Raw genomic sequence first — 23,104 nt, forward strand, 5'->3', positions numbered from 1 at the left:
TCGACATGATCCCTGTGAATCAGCCGTTGCTGGACGGCAACGAGAAACGCTACTTGCTCGAGTGCATCGAATCGGGTTGGATATCCTCGGAAGGCCCCTTTATTAGGGATTTTGAGGAGAGGTTCGCGGCCCGTTTCAATCGCAAGCACGCAATCGCGGTCTGTAACGGCACTGCGGCGCTGGATGCCGCCATTGAGGCGCTGGGCATTGGTCCAGGGGACGAGGTCATCATGCCTTCGTTCACCATTATTTCCTGCGTGATGCAGATTGTGCGCAATGGCGCCAAACCGGTGCTGATCGATGCCGATCCGCGTACCTGGAACATGAACGTGAGCGCTATCGAGTCGCGCATCACGCCGCGCACCAAAGCCATCATGGCGGTTCATATCTACGGTTTGCCGGTCGATATGGATCCGCTGCTGGAGCTGGCCCGCAAGCATGGCCTCAAAGTGCTGGAAGACTCGGCGCAGATGCATGGCCAGACCTATAAGGGCCGCGCCTGCGGAAGTCTCGGCGACATCAGCACCTTCAGCTTCTATCCCAACAAGCACATCACTACCGGAGAGGGCGGCATGATCGTCACGGATAGTGATGATTTGGCCGAGCATTGCCGCAGTTTGCGCAACTTGTGCTTCAAGCCTGAGAGCCGCTTTGTACATGACCGGCTTGGCTGGAATCTGCGCATGACCAGCATGCAGGCTGCGCTGGGTCTGGCGCAGTTGGAGCGTCTGGATGAGTTCGTCGCGCGCAAGCGTCGCATGGGGGCGTTGTATCAGGAACTGCTCGGCGATCTGGATGGCGTGCAACTGCCGCTGGCGTCGACCGACTACGCCGACAGCATTTATTGGGTTTTCGGCTTGGTGCTGGATGAGCGCCTGGGATTGACCGGGGCTGACGCAATGAAGCGTCTTGCTGCCGAAGGGATTGGTAGCCGGCCATTTTTTTACCCGATGCATCAGCAACCTGTGCTGCATAGCATGGGCGCAATAGCATCATCCGATCATTGTCCGGTTGCCGAGCGTCTATATGAGCGTGGTTTTTACATTCCGAGCGGGCTGGCGTTGACCGAAGAGCAGATCCGCACAGTCGCCGCCACCGTACGCCGCATTTTGACTCTTTGAATGAAGACCCAAGATCCACTTATCGTCGTCGACCTGCGCACTTGGCCCTGGACCGGCATCGGCCGGGTTACGCGCGGAATCTTCCAGTGCGCGCGTGACCTAGAGTCCGAGTTCGAGACCCTGTACATCGTTAATGACGGCACAGCGATTCCGGATGGTTTGTCGAATCTGATCCGTTTTCGCTCGCTGCCATTTGGGCGTGGAGAACAGACTGAGTTCCGCCGCTTGTTTGCTCGCCTACGTCACCGGCGCGTGACTCTGCATTCGCTCAACTTCAATGTCCCGCTGTTGCTGCCCAAGCATGTGAGGCAGATCGCGCATTTCTACGACGTATTGACCGATACCGGGGAGTTTCGCACGCCGCTTCACCGCTTGGCCTACAACGCCTATATCTGGAGCCTGAGGCGTCATCGCGCGACGATCCTGGCGCAATCGGACTACACCGCGCAGCAGATTGCCAAACATCACCCCTTCCATGAGGTAATTGTTTGTCCGCATGGTTACCGAAACTACATGGAGCCGCTCGAGGCGGATTTGCAGGCCGCTTATGGATTGCGGCGACCCTACTTCCTGTACATCGGGCTCAACAAGCCGCGCAAGAACCTGGATGGCCTGTTGACCGCTTATCGCGACGCGCTGAAAGCGAATCCTGCCATCGGTTATGACCTGGTCGTCTGCGGTCCGATCTTCGAACGCACCTCGATGGGTTTCGATATCCGGACTGCGGTCAACGCCGAGTCAGCGCTGGCCGGGAGGGTGCATTTGTTGGGCTTTATCCCAGAGGAGCATCTCCACGCCATCTACCAGAATGCCAGCTTGTACGTTGTGCCGAGCCACTTGGAAAGCGGCTATAGCTACCCGGCGTTGGAGGCCCTGACCACTGGGACGCCGGTGCTGCTCAATCAGGTTGACATGTACAACTATGCGTCTGCCGGCGAGGGGGTGTTTTTCTTCGACGGCAGCTCGAAGACTGGTACGGGCAGCCTGCGGGCCGTGTTGGCCGACATGCTGGCACGTCCTGGCTTCGCGCGTGTCGATCCCGCGCAGTGTGATGTTCTCGCGCGTTTCAATTGGGGTCGCGTCAAGGACACAATGAGATCGCTGTACCAACGATCATGATCCCATATCTATTCGTGTTTGCCGCGTTCTTGACCACGTTTCTTGTGCTGGAAACAACCGTGAGAAACCGCGTCCTTACCCGTGTTGAGTGCTGGGCATTGGTGCTGCCGCTGGCCATATTCGCCATCGGATATGCGGGACAGATTGGTACTGATGTCAAGAGCTATCAGAGGTTGTTCGATATCGCCGAGGATTTTCCGCTTGAACCTGGTTTCTCTGCCCTAATGATTGGGGCCAAGTCTCTAGGACTTGATTATTTCGACTTTACTCGCTTACTCGCCCTGGTTGAGATACTGCTGTTGATGTCGGTTGTGACGCGGCTGCGCGACCCGCTGTTTTTTCTGCTCTTCTACTTGAGTTCGTTTTACCTGAACTTCCAGTTCAATGCGGTCCGCAACTCATTCGCGCTATTGATTGTCGCATCCCTGTATGTTCGTTTGCAGAGAGCGAGCCTATTGGCATTGTTGTCTTCGACGGCTATTCATTACTCATCACTGATATCTCTGGCGTTGCTGCGATTGTCTCTGAGCCGGCGTCAATGGCTTGCGATTGGGTTGGTGAGCGCGGCCGGTTGTGGTATCGCGCTGGCCTGGCTGAAGTCCGATCTGCTGACGGTTGTCGATTTGTCCGGTTACAAGGGCTATCTGGAGCAGCAATACGAGAGCAAGGCGGTATATCCAGCAGTGTTGATGAAGCTGTTGGTGGTCTGGTTGATGTATCGCAATGGTGGTAAACGTTTCTACTTGGCCGCGTATGCAATCTTCGTAGTGCTGGTCCACGCGGTGAGTCCGGTTCTGAGCCGTCTCGGCGATCTGGTATTGTTCTTGATGCTGCTGGATTTCTGTGCCAATCATCGATTGGTTCGGCACCGGTTGCTGGCGATTGGCGTGACTTTGTTGCTGGTGCTGAGCAGCCTGATGATTCCATGGAGCGATTGTCAGAATGGTAGTGATGGAAACTGGTGTCTGTCTGGAGATACTATTTGGTAACGATCAATACATTTATTGATTAGTCTTTGGTGCCCAATGTCTTATTGCGGTAGTTGGTTGATCTTGAGCAGTTGAGTTTTACCTATATGTTGTAGCTAGTTTGCGGAAGTGCTTGCCTGCGTAAGTTAGCACTGAGTGGTTGGCGAGCAAGAAACACCGGTTTCACACCATGCGTTGGGCCGGCTCTGACAAACCTTTAAATTTATGACTGCCATGATCGATATTAGCGTCATTATCCCGACTTTCAACCGCATTGGGTGTCTGCCAGATGCACTGGACAGCGTATTCAGCCAGCCCGGCGTGCGGGTCGAATGCATCGTAGTCGACGATGGATCGAGCGATGGCACGGTCTCTTACATTCGTGAGCGCTATAAAGCGCGTGATTTGATTGTGATTGAGAAGCCGTCCCGTAGCGGCCCACAAGTTAGTCGTAACCTTGGTATGGAGGTTGCTAGTGGCGAGTTTGTAACCTTTCTCGACTCCGACGATTATTTCGAACCTAATACTCTCGCCGAGCGGGTGCTGCGATGCCGGGAGCAAGGGCTGGATGCGTTATTCTCTGGTTATCGGGTCCAGTTTGTTGGAAATCAATGGGATTTGGTGAAGAACATCGACCGTAGTTCTCGTATCTGCCCAGTTGATTATTCGACTGCGCTTCTTGATTTCAAAATCGCACCGACCAGTTCAATCATGTTTCGGAGGGAGCCCCACGCCGCACTCAAGCTAGATGAGAGCCTAGTTTCCGGACATGACGATGATTTATCTCTTCGTCTGATCCGGGCTGGACGTTTTGCTTTCGATGATACCCTGGCGATGGTCCTTGTTCATCATCCTGGCGAGCACGTTGCTACGCCGCGTAATCTGATGATTGGTGACGCGCAGCTACTGCAGAAGTACGCTACGGACCTTGTAAGACAGCATGGCTGTGGCTATCTAAACCGGCGTCGTGGGCAGGCGTTGGCCGGATTGTGGAGCGTGGGCCAGTTCAAGCGCACTGCGCTGCTGTGTCCGGCTGCTGCGGACCACGGTTCGATGGCAGTCGCGCTGGCGCTGGGCGTGCTGTATTTGCCACGCCGCTGGTGGGGCTCGCTACGGAAGCGCGTTATGATGCGTGCGGTGCGTATGGTGCTTTGATTGATGGTGACTGATTGTATGAATACTCAGATTTCTGGACAGGTTTACGTTCTGATTCCTTCGCATAATCGTCGCGATATCTTGTGCGCTACTTTGACCAAAGTGCGCGCGCAGTTGCCGCCCAAGACGGCGCGACTGATTGTTGTCGACGCAGGTTCGACCGACGGTACTCGGGACGCGGTTAAAGCGCAATGCCCATCGGCCGAGATCGTCGATGGGCATGCAGATATGTGGTGGACGGCCACCGTCAATCATGGCCTGAAGCATATCGCGAAGACAGCGCGCGCTGGTGATCGTGTATTGCTTATGAATGATGATATCGATCTGGCTCCCATGGCGTTAATTCGTTTGCTGGAGGCATCGGAGCTGGAGCCCGGCGCTGTGATTGGAGCAGTGAACATCGTGCATCGGCCCGGTGAAGAGGCTCAGGTGTACTTTTGCGGCGGTCGTTATGACCTGCGCTTCGCACGGCATAAGGTCAATATCAGGGGGGGGGCACCCTGGCATGAGCCTGCGTCACGTTTTCTGGAAACCGATTTCCTGTACGGTCGGCTGCTGGTGATACCGTGGAGTGTTTTCGAGGTGGGCTGCGGTTTTGACGAGGAGGTTTTCCCTCAGTACTGTGCCGACGAGGATTTTGCCTACGGAGCGAAGCTGCGTGGCTTCAAGGTTCTCGTGGATAGCAGGAGCGTCGTCTACGTTAATGAGGCAACGACGGCGAGCTTCAGCCTTAGCTTAGGCAAGGGCGGCTGGCGTGGGGTGCGTAAGGCGTTGACTGCGTTCAACTCCTGTTATAACTGGCGCCAAGGGTGGGCATTCAGCCGGCGCTATGCTAAATGGCCAGCTATCTACATGCTGTGTCGCTATGGGATCATCTTTATCAGCGAGAATCTACGGACGCTAGCACGCAAGTAGCAAAGCTAGCTGGATTGTTGTGGCGTGAAAAACGCCGCAGCAACTGAATATGGTTCATCCGGAGATGCATACTGCTTATTGGCGGCAATTGCTTGACTTAGAGCCATTGGGTCACCATCTGCAACGCGAAGTCCATTCTTGATTGTGGCAAGATGGTGTCCTCATGGATATTGTCGATAGAAATATAAAGAGGCTCCAATGTTGCAGATTCTATTGTTGGCCACGTTTTTATCCTTGTTTGTTGGTATGTGCCTGATCCGTTTTGCTCATCTGCATGAGCGTTTCTCTGCGGATCATGATTTGGGAGGGGTGCAGAAGTTTCATGCCCGGCCGGTGCCGCGTATTGGTGGCGTGTCGATTGCGGCGGGTTTGGTGGTGGGGTGCGGTTTTTTGGCATGGCTGCTGAGAGATGCTTCGGTGTTGCGATTGTTGGCGGTGGCGCTGCCTGCTTTTGCGGTCGGGATACTTGAAGATGTGACGAAGAAGGTTGGGCCGTTGCCCCGATTGCTGGCTACTTTCATTGCTGCAACTTTGGGCTACTTTGTACTGGGTGCTGGGTTGCAGCGTCTCGACATTCCCCTATTGGACGGTTTAGTGTCGCAATTCTGGGTGCTGTCTCTGCTGCTGACTGTCGTTGCGGTTGGCGGGGTGGCGCATGCGGTCAATATCATCGACGGTTACAATGGCTTGTCGGGGGTGGTGTCTATCTTCATTTTTCTGGCGATGGCGTATGTCGCTTTCAAAGTGCAGGATGCGGCCTTAATGGGAATTTGTTTTGCGATGATTGGCGCGATTGCTGGATTTCTATTTTGGAACTTCCCGCGGGGTTTGATCTTTGCCGGCGATGGCGGCGCTTACTTGGTGGGCTTCATGATCGCTGAAGTGGCGGTGCTGCTGGTGGTGCGCCATCCGCAAGTTTCGCCGTGGTTCCCGTTGTTGTGTGTGATCTATCCCGTTTTTGAAACGTTATACTCGATTTATCGAAAGAAATTCCTGCGTGGGATGTCTCCAGGAGTGCCTGATGGTCTGCATTTGCACATGCTGGTCTACAAGCGCCTTGTGCGTTGGATGGTGGGAAGCAAGAATGCCGATCATAAAACCATGCGCAATAGCCTGACCTCTCCCTACTTGTGGGCGCTGTCTTCCATATCCGTGGTGCCTGCCATGCTGTTTTGGCAGAACACCGGAGTGTTGATGACTTTCTGCGTCTTGTTTGCCATGACGTATATCTACCTTTATCGCATGATCATTCGTTTTCGGACGCCGCGCTGGCTGGTGTTGCGGCGAACCTGCCGAAGGCTTTGATTTGATCCGAAGGGCGTCTAGGACGCCCTTTGCACTTCTACCTCTTGAAATACTTGGATGGCGTCCCTATTATTAGCACTCGCAACGGTTGAGTGCTAAGCGCTCTGCCGCAATCTATACATACCTGATGTTCCACTCTCAACAGCCAATGTAACAGGAGAGATCCATGGCAATTCGCCCTCTGCACGACCGTGTTGTTATCAAGCGCCTCGAGGCTGAAGAAAAGACCGCTTCCGGCATCGTTCTGCCCGGCGCGGCGGCTGAGAAGCCGGACATGGGCCAAGTGCTCGCAGTAGGCAACGGCAAGATTCTGGAAAACGGCGAGCGTCGCTCGCTGGAGCTGAAGGTCGGCGACAAGGTCATCTTCGGCAAGTATTCCGGCCAGACCGTCAAGGTTGATGGCGACGAAGTCCTCGTGATGCGCGAGGAAGATGTAATGGGCATCGTTGAGTAATCCGATCCTATCCCTACTTCATAAATAGATTCTGGAGATTTCGAGAATGGCAGCTAAAGACGTAAAGTTTGGTGAATCCGCTCGCAGCAAGATGGTGGCCGGCGTCAACATTCTGGCCGACGCGGTAAAAGTGACTCTGGGTCCCAAGGGCCGCAACGTGGTGCTGGACCGCTCCTTCGGCGCGCCGACCATCACCAAGGATGGCGTGTCCGTCGCCAAGGAAATCGAACTGAAGGACAAGTTCGAGAACATGGGCGCGCAGATGGTTAAGGAAGTGGCTTCCAAGACTTCCGATGTGGCTGGCGACGGCACCACCACCGCTACCGTTCTGGCCCAGGCCATCGTGCAGGAAGGCATGAAGTACGTCGCCGCCGGCATGAACCCGATGGATCTGAAGCGCGGCATCGACAAGGCCGTGGTATCGCTGGTTGGCGAGATCGCCAAGATCGCCAAGCCGTGCGCGACTTCCAAGGAAATCGCCCAGGTAGGTTCCATTTCCGCCAACTCCGATTCCGACATTGGCGAAATCATCGCTAATGCGATGGAAAAAGTGGGCAAGGAAGGCGTGATCACCGTTGAAGACGGCAAGAGCCTGAACAACGAGCTGGACGTGGTGGAAGGCATGCAGTTCGACCGCGGCTACCTGTCCCCGTACTTCATCAACAACCAGGACAAGCAGATCGCTGCGCTGGACAACCCGTTCATCCTGCTGTTCGACAAGAAGATCTCCAACATCCGCGACCTGCTGCCGGTGCTGGAGCAAGTGGCCAAGTCCGGCCGCCCGCTGCTGATCATCGCCGAAGACGTTGAAGGCGAAGCGCTGGCCACGCTGGTGGTGAACACCATCCGCGGCATCTTGAAGGTTGTGGCTGTCAAGGCTCCGGGCTTCGGCGACCGCCGCAAGGCCATGCTGACCGACATCGCCGTGCTGACCGGTGGCGAAGTGATCGCCGAAGAAGTGGGCCTGACCCTGGAAAAGGCAAGCCTGGACCAGCTGGGCCAAGCCAAGCGCGTTGAAGTGGGCAAGGAAAACACCACCATCATCGACGGCGCCGGCGAAGCCGCCACCATCCAGGCTCGCGTGGGCGAGATCCGCAAGCAGATCGAAGAAGCCACTTCCGACTACGACCGCGAGAAGCTGCAAGAGCGCGTGGCCAAGCTGGCCGGCGGCGTTGCCGTGATCAAGGTCGGTGCCGCCACCGAAGTGGAAATGAAAGAGAAGAAGGCCCGCGTCGAAGACGCGCTGCACGCCACTCGCGCCGCGGTTGAAGAAGGCGTGGTGCCTGGCGGCGGCGTAGCCCTGCTGCGCGCTCGCGCGACCCTGGAAAGCCTGAAGACCGACAACGTCGATCAGGAAGCCGGCGTGAAGATCGTGCTGCGCGCGATCGAAGCTCCGCTGCGCCAGATCGTCAAGAACGCTGGCGACGAGCCGTCGGTCGTGGTGAACAAGGTGCTGGAAGGCAAGGGCAACTTCGGCTACAACGCCGCTAGCGGCGAATACGGCGACATGCTGGAAATGGGCGTGCTGGATCCGGCCAAGGTGACCCGCTCTGCTCTGCAACACGCTGCTTCCGTAGCCGGCCTGATGTTGACCACCGACTGCATGATCGCCGAGCTGCCGGAAGACAAGCCGGCCGCAGGCATGCCGGACATGGGCGGCATGGGCGGTATGGGCGGCATGATGTAAATCGAGCCGTACGGGCGGGCATGTTCGCATGTCCACCGAAACAAACAGCCCCGCGGCGTATGCCTGCGGGGCTGTTTGCTTATGAGGCTGCGCCTCAGCTCTTCAGCGAGATGAACGGCGCGCCGGCTTGGTCTTTGGCCGATAACGTGGGCATGCCGCTCAGCGGCCAGTCTATGGCCAGATCCGGATCATCCCAGGCTATGCTGCGCTCCAGTTCCGGATGCCAGTAGTCGGTGGTCTTGTATAGAAACTCCACATCGTCGCTCAGCGTAAGGAAGCCGTGGGCGAAGCCGGCGGGTATCCACAACTGGCGCTTGTTGGCGGCGGTCAGCTCCACGCCTACCCACTTGCCGTAGGATAGTGAGCCGAGGCGGATGTCGACGGCGACGTCGAACACGGCGCCGGAGACGACGCGCACCAGCTTGCCTTGCGGGTGCGGATCCTGTTGGTAATGCAGGCCGCGCAAGACGTTTTTCCCGGAGCGGCTGTGATTGTCCTGCACGAAGGCGACCGTATGGCCGATGGCTTGCTCGAAACGCTGGTGATTGAAGCTCTCGAAGAAAAAGCCGCGCTCATCGCCGAATACCTTGGGCTCGATGATCTTGACTTCCGGGATGCGGGTGTCGATTACGTTCATGGTGCTTATTCTGCTTTGTTTGGATTAGTTCGCAATCATTGTGAGCAAATAGCGGCCATAGCCGGTCTTCTGCAGAGGCTGAGCCAGCCGCAGCACCTGAGCTTCATCGATCCAGTCGTTGCGGAAGGCGATTTCCTCCGGGCAGGCAACCTTTTGCCCCTGGCGATTCTCAATGGTGGCGATGAACTGGCCCGCCTCCAGCAGCGACTCGTGGGTGCCGGTATCCAGCCAAGCGTAACCGCGGCCCATGGTTTGTACGTTCAACTGCTGCCGCTGCAGATAAATGTTGTTGATGTCGGTGATTTCCAGTTCGCCGCGCAGCGAGGGCTTGATGTTTTTTGCGATCTCCACGACTTGCGAGTCATAGAAATACAGGCCGGTCACAGCATAGTGCGATTTGGGCTTGGGGGGTTTTTCCTCGATGGACAGAGCGCGGCCTTGTTGGTCGAACTCCACCACGCCATAACGCTCGGGGTCGCTGACCCGGTAGGCGAAGACGGTCGCGCCATCGTTCTGGGTGTTGGCGGCCTGCAGCAGATTGGAAAACTCGTGGCCGTAGAAGATGTTGTCGCCGAGCACCAGCGCCGACGGATTGCCGTTGATGAATGACTCGCCGATCAGGAAGGCCTGAGCCAGGCCGTCCGGGCTGGGCTGGACCGCGTATTGCAGATTGATCCCCCACTGGCTACCGTCGCCGAGCAACTGCTGGAAGCGGGGTGTGTCCTGTGGCGTGGAGATGATCAGGATGTCCTGGGTGCCTGACAACATCAGTGTCGTCAGCGGGTAATAGATCATCGGTTTGTCGTAGATCGGCAGCAGTTGCTTGCTGACTGCGATGGTCGCCGGATAGAGCCGGGTGCCGGAGCCCCCGGCGAGAATGATGCCTTTTCGTTTCATTGTCGGTTTCCTATGGCCATTCCCGCGGCGGCCGGCCGCTATTGGCAGCGGGGCTGAGCAGTTGGGCCAGCACTTGGTCTACGCCGCTTTTCCATTCGGGCAGCGCGATGCCGAAAGTATCCTGCAGCTTGTCGCAGCATAGCCTGGAGTTGGCGGGGCGCTTGGCTGGCAGTGGGTATTCGCTGCTGGGAATGCCTTGGATGTTTGCGGGATCGATTTTAAGCGCCAGGCCGGATTCGGCGGCGCGCTGGAGCAGGTAGACCGCATAGCCATGCCAGCTGGTTTCGCCACGGGGCGCCAGATGGTAGGTGCCGAATGCGAATCCAGCCGGTTTGGCTAGATACTCGCGGATCAGCTCGGCGGTGATGTCTGCGATCAGGGCGGCGGGGGCCGGCGCGCCGATCTGGTCGTCGACGACCTTGAGCGCATCTCGCTCCTGTCCCAGTTTCAGCATGGTCTTCAAGAAGTTTGCGCCATGGGCGCCGAACACCCAACTGGTGCGGAGTATCAGGTGATGCGGGGCGGCGAGCCGGATGGCCTCCTCGCCCGCCAGCTTGCTGCGGCCATACGCCGATTGTGGGCCGGTGGCGTCGTCTTCACGCCAGGGGCGCTCGCCGTCGCCGTTGAATACGTAGTCGGTGGAGTAGTGCACCAGCAGCGCGCCGCGGCGGGTGGCCCAGCGCGCGATGGCGCCGACGGCGTCGGCGTTGACGGCGTTCGCGGTTTCCTCGTCGCTTTCGGCCTTGTCCACCGCGGTATAGGCTGCCGGATTGACGATGATGTCGGGATAGTGGCGATCCAGAGCCTGTTCGATGCGCTCCCCGCTCTGGGACAGATCCAATTCCTGCCTGTCGGTGGCGATCAGCTCGCCCAGCGGCGCCAGTGAGCGTTGCAGCTCATGGCCGAGCTGGCCATTTTTACCGGTGATCAGTATGCGGGCCATGGCGCTCATCCGTAGTGTTTGTCGAGCCAGTCCCGGTAGCTGCCGTTGCTGACATGCTCTATCCAGACCGGGTTGCTCAAATACCATTCGACGGTTTTGCGGATGCCGCTGTCGAATGTTTCTGCGGGTTTCCAGCCCAATTCCCGTTCCAGCTTGCGCGCGTCGATCGCGTAGCGGCGGTCGTGGCCGGGGCGGTCGGCGACGAACTGGATCTGTTCTCGATAGGCTTGGCCGTCCGCGCGGGGTTTCAGTTGATCCAGGATGCCGCAGATCGCGCTGACCACTTCTAGATTGGTTTTCTCGTTCCAGCCGCCGACATTGTAGGTTTCGCCTGGCTTGCCGGCCTCCAGCACACGGCGGATCGCGCTGCAATGGTCTTTGACGTACAGCCAGTCGCGGACTTGCCGTCCGTCGCCGTAAATGGGCAGCGGCTTGCCGGCCAGCGCGTTCAGGATGACCAGCGGGATCAGTTTTTCCGGAAAGTGATAAGGACCGTAGTTGTTGCTGCAATTGGTGGTCAGCACCGGCAGGCCGTAAGTGTGATGCCAGGCCCGCACCAGGTGGTCGGATGCCGCTTTGGAGGCGGAGTAGGGGCTGTTCGGCTCGTAGCGATTGGTTTCGGCGAAGGGCGGATCTTCCGCCTGCAGCGTGCCGTATACCTCGTCGGTGGAAACATGGAGAAAGCGGAAGGCTTCGCGCTCGCCGCTTTCCAGCCCGTTCCAATATTCGCGCGCGCATTCCAGAAGACTAAAGGTGCCGACGATATTGGTCTGAATGAAATCGCCCGGGCCGTGTATCGAGCGGTCCACATGGCTTTCCGCGGCGAAATTGACGATGGCTCGCGGACGATGGTCGCGCAGCAGCTTGGCCACCAGTTTCCGGTCGCCGATATCGCCATGCGTGAAAACATGGTTGGGCTTGGCGCTGACCGTGTGCAGGGTTTCCAGATTGCCGGCGTAAGTCAGGGCATCCAGATTGACAACGGCTTCCTCGCGGCCGGCCAGCCAGTCGAGAACGAAGTTGCCGCCAATGAAGCCGGCGCCGCCGGTAACGAGAATGGTCATTGAAGCTTCCTGTATGATCGAGTTTCCCGCCGCATGCGCTTGAGTGGATCTCTGCGCGCCGGCTTTGTCGGGCAGGGGAGCGCAGCAAACGGCTCGCCGGTGAAAGTGATGGAGTTGGCGCCGAATGCCATCCGCCGATGTCGAGAATAGCTCATATCGCTGCATGGCATTGCGGGCGAAGCCGGATGCCCCATGACTGGGAACCATCGCGCGGGGGCGGATAATTCCGTTGATTTTATCCACTTTAAAAACATCCGGCAAAGCGACGGGAATTCTGCGCGCAATTCGACAGAACCGTCGCGAATAATGACAAAGCTCCGTCAGTAATCAATATTGAGGAAATGAAGGCCATGCAGATTAATGACGTACAGAATATTTTGGATGCCTGTCTTGAGCCTTGGCGCTACAAGGATTACGCGCCCAATGGCCTGCAGGTGGAAGGGCGGGGCGAGATCAGGAAGGTGGTGACCGGCGTCACGGCATCGCAGGCCTTGATCGATGCCGCGGCGGAAAAAGGGGCGGACGCGATCCTGGTGCATCACGGTTATTTCTGGAAAGGCGAGGACGCGCGCATCTGCGGCATGAAGAAGCAGCGCATCCGCGCCCTGCTGCAGCACGATATCAGCCTGCTGGCTTATCACCTTCCGCTGGACGGGCATCTGGAGCTGGGCAACAACGCGCAGCTGGGCAAGGCGCTGGGGCTGGAGCCTGCGGGGCAGGCCGGCGAGCAGAACCTGCTCTGGCATGGCGGTTGGTCGGGCGGCGGCGATGCCGCGGCCTTCGCCCAGCATGTGACCGGGGCGCTGGGGCGACAGGCGCAGCTGCTCGGGCGGCAGGACAAGCCGACACGCCGAGTGGCCTGGTGCACCGGCGGGGCGCAGGGTTTTTTCGCCGATGCGATCGCGCTTGGGGTTGACGTTTTCATCACCGGCGAAGCATCGGAACAGAATTACCACATGGCGATGGAAAGCGATGTGGCATTCATCGCCGCTGGACATCATGCCACGGAACGCTTTGGCATCAAGGCACTAGGCGAGCATTTGGCGCAAGTCTCTGGCATAAATGTCGAATTTATTGACGTTTATAACCCTGTTTAAGCAAGTTGCTGGCGTCTCGCTCAATTTATTTGCATAGAAGCTTCAAGTCCCTACTAGTAATCGGGTAAAATCCAGCGGTTTAGGGCTCGATTTCCACGATTGAGGATGACTGTAATGAGTGAACAGCAAGTCGATACGGGGCGCCGTCGTTTTCTGACGATCGCTTCCAGCGCTGTTGGGGGTGTTGCGGTAGTCGGCGCGGCCACGCCATTTTTCATGAGCTTTTTCCCGTCCGAGAGGGCCAAGGCGGCCGGCGCGCCGGTCGAGGTCGACATCGGCAAGATCGAAGCCGGCCAGAAGATCAACGTCGAATGGCGCGGCAAGCCGGTGTGGGTGCTCAGCCGCACGCCCGAGCAGATCAAGAACCTGCCCAAGAACGATCCCAAGCTGGTCGATCCGAAATCCGAAGTCGATCAACAGCCCAAGTACTGCCAGAACGAAAATCGTTCGATCAAGCCGCAATTCCTGGTGGCGGTCGGCATCTGCACCCACCTGGGCTGTTCGCCGACCTTCCGGCCCGACCTGGCTCCCGCCGACCTGGGGCCGGAGTGGCTGGGAGGCTTCTACTGCCCCTGCCATGGTTCCAAGTTCGATCTGGCCGCCCGCGTGTTCAAAGGGGTGCCGGCGCCCAAGAACCTGGAAATCCCCCCGCACAAGTATCTGTCCGATAGCCGCCTGCTGATTGGCGACGACAAATAAGCTGAGGGCGAAAAATGAGCAAAGCGCAAAAATTGCTTAACTGGGTGGACGAGCGTTTCCCGCTGACCGCCCTGTGGGAAAGTCAATGGGGCAAGTACGTCGCGCCCAAGAACTTCAATTTCTGGTACTTCTTCGGTTCGCTGGCCATGCTGGTGCTGGTGCTGCAGATCGTCACCGGCATCTTCCTGACCATGAACTACAAGCCGGACGGCACGCTGAACGCCGCCGGCGTCCCGGTCGCCTTCGCCTCGGTCGAGTACATCATGCGCGACGTGGCCGGCGGCTGGATCATCCGCTACATGCACTCCACCGGCGCGTCGATGTTTTTTGTCGTGGTGTATCTGCACATGTTCCGCGGCCTGATCTACGGCTCATACAAGCAGCCGCGCGAACTGGTGTGGGTGTTCGGCACGCTGATCTTCCTGTGCCTGATGGCCGAAGCCTTCATGGGTTACCTGCTGCCTTGGGGTCAGATGTCGTTCTGGGGCGCCCAGGTGATCGTCAACCTGTTCGGCTCCATCCCGGTGATCGGCCCTGACTTGTCGCTGTGGATACGCGGCGACTTCGTGGTGTCCGACGCTACGCTGAACCGCTTCTTCGCGCTGCACGTGATCGCGGTGCCGCTGGTGCTGCTGGCCTTGGTGGCGGCCCACTTGATGGCCCTGCACGAAGTGGGTTCCAACAACCCGGACGGCGTGGAGATCAAGAAGCAGCCCAAGGACCCGAATACCGGCCTGTACCTGGACGGCATCTATTCCCACCCTTACTACACGATCAAGGACATCCTCGGCGTCGTGGTGTTCATGGTGGTGTTCTCGGTGATCGTGTTCTTCCTGCCGGAAATGGGCGGCTACTTCCTCGAGCATCCGAACTTTGACCAGGCCGATCCGCTGAAGACCCCGCCGCACATCGCGCCGGTATGGTACTTCACGCCGTTCTACGCGATCCTGCGCGCCGTGCCGTCGTTCGCCGGCACCCAGGTGTGGGGCGTGCTGGCGATGGGCGCGGCCGTGGTGCTGATCGCCTTCCTGCCGTGGCTGGACCGCTCGCCGATCAAGTCCATCCGTTATCGCGGTCCCAAGTTCAAGATCGCGCTGATCCTGTTCATCGCCGCGTTCATCGGCCTGGGCATTCTGGGCGCGATGCCGCCGACCGAAGTGCGCACGCTGATCTCGCAGATCTTCTCGGTGATCTACTTCGCCTTCTTCCTGGGCATGCCGTTCTACACCAAGAACGACGTGGGCAGCGTCCCGGTGCCGGAGCGGGTGACCGATACCAACGCCAAGCGCCAGATCCAGTTTGTGGCCATGGTGGCGCTGACCGTGTTCCTGGCCGCGCTGTTCGCCATGAACGTGTAAGCAAGGGGATAAGGAAAATGAAAAACAAGATCCGTCACCTGATCGCCGCCGCGGCGCTGGCGCTGCCTGTCGCGATGCCGGCCTTCGCCAACGAGGGCGGGCCCAAGCTCGACAAGGCGAACATCGACATCCAGGACACCGAGAGCCTGCAGCGCGGCGCGCAGATCTTCGCCAACTACTGCTTGTCCTGCCACTCGGCCAGCATGATGCGCTACAACCGGCTGGAGGATATCGGCCTGACCGAGGAGCAGATCAAGGCCGACCTGATGCCGGAAGGCGCCAAGATCGGCGACCAGATGAACATCGCGATGAACAAGCAGGATGCCAAGGCCTGGTTCGGTGCGACGCCGCCGGACCTGTCTCTGATCGCCCGCTCCCGCGGAGCAGACTATCTGTACAGCTATCTGCGCGGTTTCTATCGCGATCCGTCCCGTCCGACCGGCTGGAACAACCTGGTGTTCGACAAGGTGGGCATGCCGCACATCTTCTGGGAATGGCAGGGCGAGCAGGAGCTGAAAACGGTGAAGAGCGCCGAAGGCCAGGAGGAGCACAAGCTCGAGCTGGTCAAGGCGGGCACGTTGACCAAGCTGGAGAATGGCAAGGCCAATACCGCCGAGTTCGACCGCCGCATGCGCGACCTGACCAACTTCCTGGTCTATATGGGCGAGCCGGCCGCGGTGAAACGCCAGCAGATCGGCTACGTGGTGGTGATGTTCCTCGGCCTGCTGCTGTTCCCGCTGGTGTATCTGTTGAAGAAGGAATACTGGCGCGACGTGCACTAAAGCCGTCGGACGAGTTGAAAAAGGCGGAAGAGATTCCGCCTTTTTTCTTTTTACAATCATGATGTTGTGTTGAAAGACTGGAATGTGGCCACTGGAAGGTGCTAGAATGCGCGCTGCACTCATTTTTTAAGTTAGTCAAGGATTTTCTCCGCCATGATGACCCTCTACTCCGGAATCACCTGCCCGTTCAGTCAGCGCTGCCGTATCGTGCTCTTCGAAAAAGGGATGGATTTCGAAATCATCGATGTGGATATCCATAACAAGCCGGAAGATCTGGCTGTGATGAACCCGTACAACGAAGTGCCGGTTCTGGTGGAGCGCGACCTGATCCTGCATGAGTCGAACATCATCAATGAATACATCGACGAGCGTTTCCCGCACCCGCAACTGATGCCGGCCGATCCGGTAATGCGCGCCCGCGCCCGCCTGTTCCTGCATCGTTTCGAGAACGAGCTGTTCATTCACGTGAAAACGCTGGAAGCCGGCGCCACCGGCAAAGAAGCGACCAAGGCGCGCGAAGCGATCCGCGACGGCCTGACCACCATCGCGCCGATCTTCTCCAAGCAGAAATTCATGCTGGGCGACGATTTCTCGATGATCGACGTGGCCATCGCCCCGCTGATGTGGCGCCTGGAGCACTACAATATCGACTTGGGCAAGAGCTCCGCTCCCATCCTCAAGTACGCCGAGCGCATTTTCCAGCGCCAGTCCTTCATCGATTCGCTGACCCCGTCCGAAAAGGCGATGCGCAAGTAAAGGAGACGCGATGAGCTCCAGCACCAAGCCGTACATGCTGCGCGCGCTGCACCAGTGGTGCGGCGACAATGGCTACACCCCGTACATCGTGGTGTGGGTGAACAGCCGCACCGATGTGCCGCTCGAGTACGTGAAGAACAACGAGATCGTGCTGAACATCGCCGATACCGCAACCAAGAACCTGCGCATCGACAATGAGTGGGTGTCGTTTTCCGCCCGCTTCGGCGGCGTATCGCGCGACATCTGGGTGCCCATCGGCAACGTGATGTCCATCTTCGCCCGGGAGACCGGCGAAGGCATGGGCTTCGAGGTGGAGCCGATGAGCGAGGAGGCGGCCAGCCTGAAGCCGGTCAGCGCCGAAGAGGACGCGCCGGATTCCGGCGGCGACGATCCGTCGCCGAACCGCCCAAGCGGGCGTCCCAGCCTGCGTATCGTCAAGTAAGCTTGTCGCATCGATCAAAACCGGCCTCTGGCCGGTTTTTCATTTTGAATGACGAAAAAAAACGGGGCCGAAGCCCCGCCAAGTCCCTTACACAACAATCTTCGATTCTGGCGGCTTATTCCACGCGCTCGCCGTGCAGCACCAGGTCCAGGCCCTCGCGCTCTCCGTCCTCGGCCACGCGCAGCCCCAGCACGATGTCCACCAGTTTCAGCAGGATGAAGGTGACGATGCCGCAGTAGGCGATGGTCACGCCGACGCCCAGCGCCTGGGTGGCCAGGCTGCCGTCGGCGCCGCCGATGTCCTTGACCGCGAACACGCCGGTCAGCAGCGCGCCCAGGATGCCGCCCACGCCGTGCACGCCGAAAGCGTCCAGCGAGTCGTCATAGCCCAGCATGTGCTTGAGCCCGGTGGCGCCCCAGAAGCAGACCGCGCCGGCGGCGAGGCCGATGATCAGCGCGCCCTTGACGTCGACGAAGCCGGCGGCCGGGGTGATGGCCACCAGGCCGGCCACGGCGCCGGAGGCGATGCCCAGAACCGACGGCTTCTTCTTGGTCGCCCACTCTGCGAACATCCAGGCCAGCGCCGCCATCGCGGTGGCGACCTGGGTGGTGACCATGGCCATGCCGGCGCGACCGTCGGCGGCGCCCGCCGAGCCGGCGTTGAAGCCGAACCAGCCTACCCACAGCATCGACGCGCCCACCAGAGTCAGCACCAGGTTATGCGGCGGCATCGCCTCGCGGCCGAAACCCACGCGCTTGCCCAGCACCAGCGCGGTCACCAGACCGGCCACGCCGGCGTTGATGTGCACCACGGTGCCGCCGGCGAAGTCCAGCACGCCCTTGTCGCCCATCCAGCCGCCCGGCGCCCATACCCAGTGCGCCACCGGCACGTAGACCAGCAGCGACCACAGCGCCATGAAGGCCAGCATCGCCGAAAACTTCATCCGCTCGGCGAAGGCGCCGGTGATCAAGGCCGGGGTGATGATGGCGAAGGTCATCTGGAAGGTCATGAACACCGATTCCGGAATGGTGCCGGCCAGCGGATGCACGGCCAGCTTGCCGGCATCCTTCATGTACACCATGCCGTCCAGCATGAAGCGGGACAGATCGCCGATGTAGGGCGTGCCCACGGTGAAGGCCAGGCTGTAGCCGACCACGGCCCACAATACGGTTACCAGCGCGGTGATGGCGAAACTCTGCATCAGCGTGGCCAGCACGTTCTTCTTGCGGACCATGCCGCCGTAGAACAGCGCCAGGCCGGGAATGGTCATGAACAGCACCAGGGCGGTGGAGGTCAGCATCCAGGCGGTGTCGCCGGAGTTGATCACCTTGGCGGCGACCACCGCCGGACCGGCCGGCGCGTCGGCCAGCGCGGGCAGCGAGAGGGCGGCGAGCCCGGAAGCCATTGCAGCGAGTATCTTTTTCATTATGGTTTCCCCAGTTTCACAAAGCGGTCAGACCGCGTCGGCGCCGGTTTCGCCGGTGCGGATGCGGATCACCTGCTCCAGGTCGTAGACGAAGATCTTGCCGTCGCCGATCTTGCCGGTGCGGGCGGATTTCTCGATGGCTTCCACCACCTGATCCAGCAGCGCGTCGTCGATGGCGATTTCCAGCTTCACCTTGGGCAGGAAGTCGACGACGTATTCTGCGCCGCGATACAGCTCGGTATGGCCTTTCTGGCGGCCGAAGCCCTTGACCTCGGAAACGGTGACGCCTTGTACGCCGATGGCGGACAGCGCTTCGCGGACTTCGTCAAGCTTGAACGGCTTGATCACTGCGGTAACGAGTTTCATGGCGGCTCCTTCTCGGACGATTGACAGATGGTTCTGCTGCGGATGGTTATGCAGGAATCGTGCCAGCCCGTGATGGGCGTTCTCTGAATTGTGATGCACTGCAAAAAAGGCCGCGCTGTCCGTTTTGGCACTTTCCTTGTGCGCCGGGGCTGCTTATGCTGCACAGTTTTGGTGCATCGCTGCGCCGCAGCATGGCCTGGATGAATGCTGGAGACAGGCTGACATGTCCTTGCGGGCAGGAAATGCGGGAGCGCGAGGGCGCTTTTTGCTACACTCGGCTGAAGATCAAGACACTGCGGGAGCCGCTACCATGTTGAGCCAGAAACTGTTTGAAGAAATCAGCGCCAAGATCAGCGAGACCATCGCCGCCAGCCCGGCCAAGGATATCGAGAAAAACGTCCGCGCGATGATGGCTTCCACGTTCTCCAAGATGGATCTGGTCACCCGCGAGGAATTCGACGTGCAGCAGGCGGTGCTGGCGCGCACGCGGGAAAAGCTGGCCGCGCTGGAGTCGCGCCTGGCCAGGCTGGAGAACCAAGTGTTCCCGGATGAGGCCGCGGCTAAAGCGGAAGAGCAGTCCGAACTCGGCCACTCCTGAGCGCCATGACGCTGGCGGTGGTGGCGAGCAGGGCGCTGTCCGGGCTTGACGCGCCGGAGGTTGACGTCGAGGTCCACCTCGCCAACGGCCTGCCCGCGTTCAATATCGTCGGCCTGCCCGACACCGAGGTGAAGGAAAGCCGGGACCGTGTCCGCGCCGCCATCCTTACCTCGGGGTTCGAATTTCCCGCCCGCAAGATCACCGTCAATCTGGCGCCGGCCGACCTGCCCAAGGACTCCGGCCGCTTCGACCTCCCCATCGCCATCGGCATCCTGCTGGCTTCCGGCCAGGTGAAGAACGACGATATCGCCCATTATGAGTTCGCCGGCGAGCTGGCGCTCAGCGGCGCGGTGCGTCCGGTGCGCGGCGCGTTGGCGATGGCCTGCCAGTGCCATGCAGCGGGCCGGGCCTTCGTGTTGCCTGCCGACAGCGCGGCGGAAGCCGCTGTGGTTGGCGGCGCAGCCATTTACGCGGTGGCGTCTTTGCCTCAGGCCTGCGCCTTCTTGAACGGTTTGCAGCCGCTGGAGCCGTTCGCCGGCGCGCTGGGCGGAGAGTGGCCGAACTATCCCGATCTCGGCGATGTCAAAGGCCAGTCCATCGCGCGCGGCGCGCTGGAGATTGCCGCGGCCGGCGGGCACAGTCTGCTGTTGATGGGGCCGCCCGGCACTGGCAAGTCCATGCTGGCGGCCAGGCTGCCGGGGCTGCTGCCGCCCTTGTCCGAGCGGGAGGCGCTGGAGAGCGCGGCAGTGCAGTCGTTGGGATCCCAGGGCTTTCAGCCGGGGCGCTGGCGGGTGCGGCCGTATCGCTCTCCCCATCACACCGCCTCGGCGGTGGCGCTGGTCGGCGGCGGCAGCGAGCCCAGGCCTGGCGAGATCAGTCTCGCGCATCATGGCGTGCTGTTCCTGGACGAGCTGCCGGAGTTCGATCGCAAGGTATTGGAAGTGTTGCGGGAGCCGTTGGAGAGCGGGGTGATCCATATCTCGCGCGCGGCGCGCCAGGCCAGTTTTCCGGCGCGCTTCCAGTTGGTGGCGGCGATGAATCCCTGCCCCTGCGGCTATCATGGCCACCCTGCCGGGCGCTGCCAGTGCTCGCCCGAGCAGGTGGCGAAGTATCGGGGTAGAATCTCCGGCCCCTTGCTGGACCGGATCGACTTGCAGGTGGAGGTGCCGGCCTTGACGGCGGAGGAGCTGCAGCACTCCAGGCCGGGCGAAGGCAGCGAGCCGGTGCGCCGGCGGGTGTTCGAGGCCAGGGAGCGCCAGTTGGCGAGGCAGGGCGGCTTGAACGCGGCGCTGCAGGGCGAGGCGCTGGAGACGCATTGCCGCGGCGACGAGCACGCGCTGGCGGTGCTGGCCAAGGCTTTGCAACAACTTGGCTTGTCGGCGCGCGCGTATCATCGGATACTGCGGGTTTCGCGCACCATCGCCGATTTGCAGGGCGTCGAAACGATAAGCCGCAACCATGTATTGCAGGCGATCCAGCTCAGGCGCGTCATGCAAGGCGGCGCTTGATAGAATTGATCAATTAAATACGGATGGCATGATGGCTGTCCGACAGACATAGCGGTAGTGGTGAATGGCTAATCGAGACCTGAAAAACTCCCCCAGACCGTCGCGCGGGCGCGGCAATTCCTCCTCGTCGCGCAGCGGCGGAGGCGGCATGATGGCGGGCATCATCATCGGCCTGATCGTCGGCGTAGCGGTGGCGGTGGGGTTGGCGATGTATCTGAACCGCTCGCCGGCCGCCTTCCAGCCCAAGAACGAGCGCAAGGCGGAAGCGCCGCAGCCGCCGACCGAGCTGCTGGCGCCGGGCACCCGCATTTCCGAGGCCGCTTCGGCCACGACGCCGGCCGCGCCGGCTCCGGCGCAAGCGCAGCAACAGGCCACTCTGGACTCCAGCGAGACGGTGCCGCTGCCTCCGCCGGCGACTCAGCACGAAGCCAAGCCCAAGCCGGCGCAGCAAGCACCGGCAAAGACCGGCAAGGATGAGCAGCGCTTCGATTTCTACAAGATTTTGCCGGGCCAGGTGGACGCCGTCACGTCCGACGCCAAGTCCTCGCGTTCGGGGGAACCTTCGGCATCGGCGCCTGCCAAAAAAGTTTATTTGCAGCTGGGCGCGTTCCAGAACCAGGACGAGGCCGACAACCTGAAGGCCAAGCTGGCTTTGCTGGGCGTCGAGGCCAAGATTCAGTCGGTCAACGTGCCTGACAAGGGGATGGTCCACCGGGTCCGCGTGGGCCCGTTGAGCCGTCAGGACGATGTGGAGCGCATCCGCGCGCAGTTGAAGCAGGACGGCATCAGCGCCAATGTGGTGAAGGCCGCCGAGTAAGTCTCATCTCTCCAAATAACGGGAAAAGAACATGAAGAAATGGTTGTTGTTGGCAATGCTGGCGGTCAGCGGCATGGCGAATGCCGCGATCCAGCTGGGCAAGGACTACACGATGCTGAGCACGCCCCAGCCGGTGGCCGACCCCAAGAAGGTGGAAGTGATCGAATTCTTCTCCTACCACTGCATCCATTGCTATGACGACGATCCGGCCCTCAATGCCTGGGCCAAGACGCTGCCGGCCGACGTGAGCTTCCGCAAGGAGCAGATCGTGTGGCAGAAGTCGATGGAAGGCTTCGCCCGCATGTTCGCCACTTTCAACGCCACCGGCACCTTCGACAAGCTGCATCGTCCGGCTTTCGACGCGCAGATCAAGCAGCGCATGGATTTGTCCAAGCCGGAGCAGTTCACCAGCTGGATCAAGCAACAGAAGGGCGTAGACAGCGCCAAGCTGCTGCAGACCTACAACTCCTTCGGGATCAACGCCCAGGTGGCGCGCGCGACCAAGATCACCCGCGACTACCAGATCCAGGGTACGCCGACGGTGATCGTCAACGGCAAGTACGTGGTGGTGACCAGCACGCCTGAGCGCATGATTCAGGTGATGAACGAGCTGGTGGCCAAGGCCCGCGCCGAGAAGAAGTGATTGTTAGCTTGAAGCGAGAAGGCGGCCTTTGGGCCGCTTTTTTGTTGCCGCGGCGCCTGTTGGATTGGAAAGAAAGCGGATGGCAGGTACTTTTATGTAAAAAGTTCTTGACGCGCTTTTGGCTTTGCCTTAATATGCAATCTCTCTGACGCGGGGTGGAGCAGTCTGGTAGCTCGTCGGGCTCATAACCCGAAGGTCGTAGGTTCGAATCCTGCCCCCGCAACCAAATGCCAGAAAAGCCGAATCGATGTTTTGATTCGGCTTTTTGCATTTCTGCCGTCTCTATTTCATCGCGCGCGTTTTCCCCGGCAAAGTTTCCCGCTCCCGTCGCGGGACAATTGAGATTT

The 23,104-nt window shown here is 59.8% G+C and carries 24 protein-coding genes and 1 tRNA gene; 19 read left to right on the forward strand and 6 right to left on the reverse strand.

Going from position 1 to position 23,104, the window contains the following annotated elements; genetic code table 11:
• Window positions 1-5 precede the first annotated feature (5 nt).
• The 8 genes from VA599_RS19210 (at window position 6) to groL (ending at window position 8,724) form a co-directional block, all read left to right on the forward strand.
• Window positions 6-1,121 carry a DegT/DnrJ/EryC1/StrS family aminotransferase gene (locus tag VA599_RS19210; RefSeq protein WP_346790102.1) on the forward strand — a complete coding sequence of 372 codons (1,116 nt, stop codon included), beginning with the start codon at window positions 6-8 and terminating at the stop codon, window positions 1,119-1,121.
• The gene (locus tag VA599_RS19215) at window positions 1,122-2,240 is read left to right on the forward strand and encodes a glycosyltransferase (protein WP_346790104.1); all 1,119 of its coding nucleotides are present in this window, start codon (window positions 1,122-1,124) and stop codon (window positions 2,238-2,240) included.
• The gene (locus tag VA599_RS19220; protein ID WP_346790106.1) at window positions 2,237-3,229 is read left to right on the forward strand and encodes an EpsG family protein; all 993 of its coding nucleotides are present in this window, start codon (window positions 2,237-2,239) and stop codon (window positions 3,227-3,229) included. The genes VA599_RS19215 and VA599_RS19220 overlap by 4 nt, the downstream gene beginning before the upstream one ends.
• A gap of 204 nt (window positions 3,230-3,433) precedes the next feature.
• Complete coding sequence (locus VA599_RS19225; protein WP_346790108.1) at window positions 3,434-4,363, forward strand: glycosyltransferase family 2 protein; 930 nt, start codon at window positions 3,434-3,436, stop codon at window positions 4,361-4,363.
• An 18-nt stretch (window positions 4,364-4,381) separates the two neighbouring features.
• Window positions 4,382-5,278 carry a glycosyltransferase family 2 protein gene (locus tag VA599_RS19230; protein WP_346790110.1) on the forward strand — a complete coding sequence of 299 codons (897 nt, stop codon included), beginning with the start codon at window positions 4,382-4,384 and terminating at the stop codon, window positions 5,276-5,278.
• Window positions 5,279-5,476: 198 nt separating this feature from the next.
• Window positions 5,477-6,583 (forward strand): MraY family glycosyltransferase, encoded by a 1,107-nt coding sequence (locus tag VA599_RS19235; protein ID WP_346790112.1) that lies wholly within the window; start codon window positions 5,477-5,479, stop codon window positions 6,581-6,583.
• 166 nt (window positions 6,584-6,749) lie between these two features.
• A complete protein-coding gene (groES, locus tag VA599_RS19240; protein WP_021478511.1) occupies window positions 6,750-7,037 on the forward strand; it encodes a co-chaperone GroES in 288 nt (95 codons plus the stop codon).
• A 46-nt stretch (window positions 7,038-7,083) separates the two neighbouring features.
• Window positions 7,084-8,724 carry a chaperonin GroEL gene (groL, locus tag VA599_RS19245; RefSeq protein ID WP_021478510.1) on the forward strand — a complete coding sequence of 547 codons (1,641 nt, stop codon included), beginning with the start codon at window positions 7,084-7,086 and terminating at the stop codon, window positions 8,722-8,724.
• Window positions 8,725-8,818: 94 nt separating this feature from the next.
• Here the strand turns inward: groL and rfbC are convergent, their stop codons facing one another.
• From rfbC to rfbB, 4 genes are read right to left on the reverse strand one after another with little or no spacing between them, the layout of a single operon-like run.
• Window positions 8,819-9,361, reverse strand: coding sequence for a dTDP-4-dehydrorhamnose 3,5-epimerase (rfbC, locus tag VA599_RS19250; RefSeq protein ID WP_346790114.1), 543 nt, complete (start codon window positions 9,359-9,361; stop codon window positions 8,819-8,821).
• A gap of 24 nt (window positions 9,362-9,385) precedes the next feature.
• Window positions 9,386-10,258, reverse strand: coding sequence for a glucose-1-phosphate thymidylyltransferase RfbA (rfbA, locus tag VA599_RS19255; protein WP_346790116.1), 873 nt, complete (start codon window positions 10,256-10,258; stop codon window positions 9,386-9,388).
• A gap of 10 nt (window positions 10,259-10,268) precedes the next feature.
• The gene (gene rfbD / locus VA599_RS19260) at window positions 10,269-11,201 is read right to left on the reverse strand and encodes a dTDP-4-dehydrorhamnose reductase (protein WP_346790118.1); all 933 of its coding nucleotides are present in this window, start codon (window positions 11,199-11,201) and stop codon (window positions 10,269-10,271) included.
• Window positions 11,202-11,206: 5 nt separating this feature from the next.
• Window positions 11,207-12,265 (reverse strand): dTDP-glucose 4,6-dehydratase, encoded by a 1,059-nt coding sequence (gene rfbB, locus VA599_RS19265; protein ID WP_346790120.1) that lies wholly within the window; start codon window positions 12,263-12,265, stop codon window positions 11,207-11,209.
• Between the two features lie 350 nt (window positions 12,266-12,615).
• Between rfbB and VA599_RS19270 the strand changes: the two genes are divergently transcribed.
• From VA599_RS19270 to VA599_RS19295, 6 genes are all read left to right on the forward strand, one after another.
• Complete coding sequence (locus VA599_RS19270; RefSeq protein ID WP_346790121.1) at window positions 12,616-13,362, forward strand: Nif3-like dinuclear metal center hexameric protein; 747 nt, start codon at window positions 12,616-12,618, stop codon at window positions 13,360-13,362.
• Window positions 13,363-13,476: 114 nt separating this feature from the next.
• Window positions 13,477-14,061: a ubiquinol-cytochrome c reductase iron-sulfur subunit gene (petA, locus tag VA599_RS19275; protein ID WP_021478504.1), complete on the forward strand. Its 585-nt coding sequence runs from the start codon at window positions 13,477-13,479 to the stop codon at window positions 14,059-14,061.
• A 14-nt stretch (window positions 14,062-14,075) separates the two neighbouring features.
• Window positions 14,076-15,419, forward strand: coding sequence for a cytochrome b (locus tag VA599_RS19280; RefSeq protein WP_166439991.1), 1,344 nt, complete (start codon window positions 14,076-14,078; stop codon window positions 15,417-15,419).
• A gap of 17 nt (window positions 15,420-15,436) precedes the next feature.
• Complete coding sequence (locus tag VA599_RS19285) at window positions 15,437-16,201, forward strand: cytochrome c1 (RefSeq protein ID WP_346790122.1); 765 nt, start codon at window positions 15,437-15,439, stop codon at window positions 16,199-16,201.
• Window positions 16,202-16,354: 153 nt separating this feature from the next.
• A complete protein-coding gene (locus tag VA599_RS19290; protein WP_021478501.1) occupies window positions 16,355-16,957 on the forward strand; it encodes a glutathione S-transferase N-terminal domain-containing protein in 603 nt (200 codons plus the stop codon).
• Window positions 16,958-16,967: 10 nt separating this feature from the next.
• On the forward strand, window positions 16,968-17,399 hold the full coding sequence (locus VA599_RS19295; protein WP_021478500.1) for a ClpXP protease specificity-enhancing factor: 432 nt from the start codon (window positions 16,968-16,970) through the stop codon (window positions 17,397-17,399).
• Window positions 17,400-17,514: 115 nt separating this feature from the next.
• On the opposite strand, the gene VA599_RS19300 is transcribed toward VA599_RS19295, so the two are convergent.
• Window positions 17,515-18,825 (reverse strand): ammonium transporter, encoded by a 1,311-nt coding sequence (locus tag VA599_RS19300; protein WP_346790124.1) that lies wholly within the window; start codon window positions 18,823-18,825, stop codon window positions 17,515-17,517.
• A 27-nt stretch (window positions 18,826-18,852) separates the two neighbouring features.
• Complete coding sequence (glnK, locus tag VA599_RS19305; RefSeq protein ID WP_021478498.1) at window positions 18,853-19,191, reverse strand: P-II family nitrogen regulator; 339 nt, start codon at window positions 19,189-19,191, stop codon at window positions 18,853-18,855.
• A gap of 310 nt (window positions 19,192-19,501) precedes the next feature.
• Here glnK and VA599_RS19310 point away from each other — a divergent pair, with 310 nt between their 5' ends.
• The 5 genes from VA599_RS19310 (at window position 19,502) to VA599_RS19330 (ending at window position 22,983) form a co-directional block, all read left to right on the forward strand.
• On the forward strand, window positions 19,502-19,789 hold the full coding sequence (locus tag VA599_RS19310) for an accessory factor UbiK family protein (protein ID WP_021478497.1): 288 nt from the start codon (window positions 19,502-19,504) through the stop codon (window positions 19,787-19,789).
• Window positions 19,790-19,794: 5 nt separating this feature from the next.
• Entirely contained in the window at window positions 19,795-21,297 is a 1,503-nt protein-coding gene (locus VA599_RS19315) for a YifB family Mg chelatase-like AAA ATPase (RefSeq protein WP_346790126.1), read from the forward strand.
• Window positions 21,298-21,361: 64 nt separating this feature from the next.
• Window positions 21,362-22,114, forward strand: a complete 753-nt coding sequence (locus tag VA599_RS19320; protein WP_031296816.1) for an SPOR domain-containing protein — start codon at window positions 21,362-21,364, stop codon at window positions 22,112-22,114.
• A 31-nt stretch (window positions 22,115-22,145) separates the two neighbouring features.
• Entirely contained in the window at window positions 22,146-22,757 is a 612-nt protein-coding gene (locus VA599_RS19325; RefSeq protein ID WP_021478494.1) for a thiol:disulfide interchange protein DsbA/DsbL, read from the forward strand.
• A gap of 149 nt (window positions 22,758-22,906) precedes the next feature.
• Window positions 22,907-22,983: transfer RNA gene (locus VA599_RS19330), tRNA-Met, on the forward strand.
• Window positions 22,984-23,104: the final 121 nt, after the last annotated feature.

The organism is Chromobacterium indicum (assembly GCF_039708975.1).
In the GTDB taxonomy this organism is placed as follows: domain Bacteria; phylum Pseudomonadota; class Gammaproteobacteria; order Burkholderiales; family Chromobacteriaceae; genus Chromobacterium; species Chromobacterium piscinae.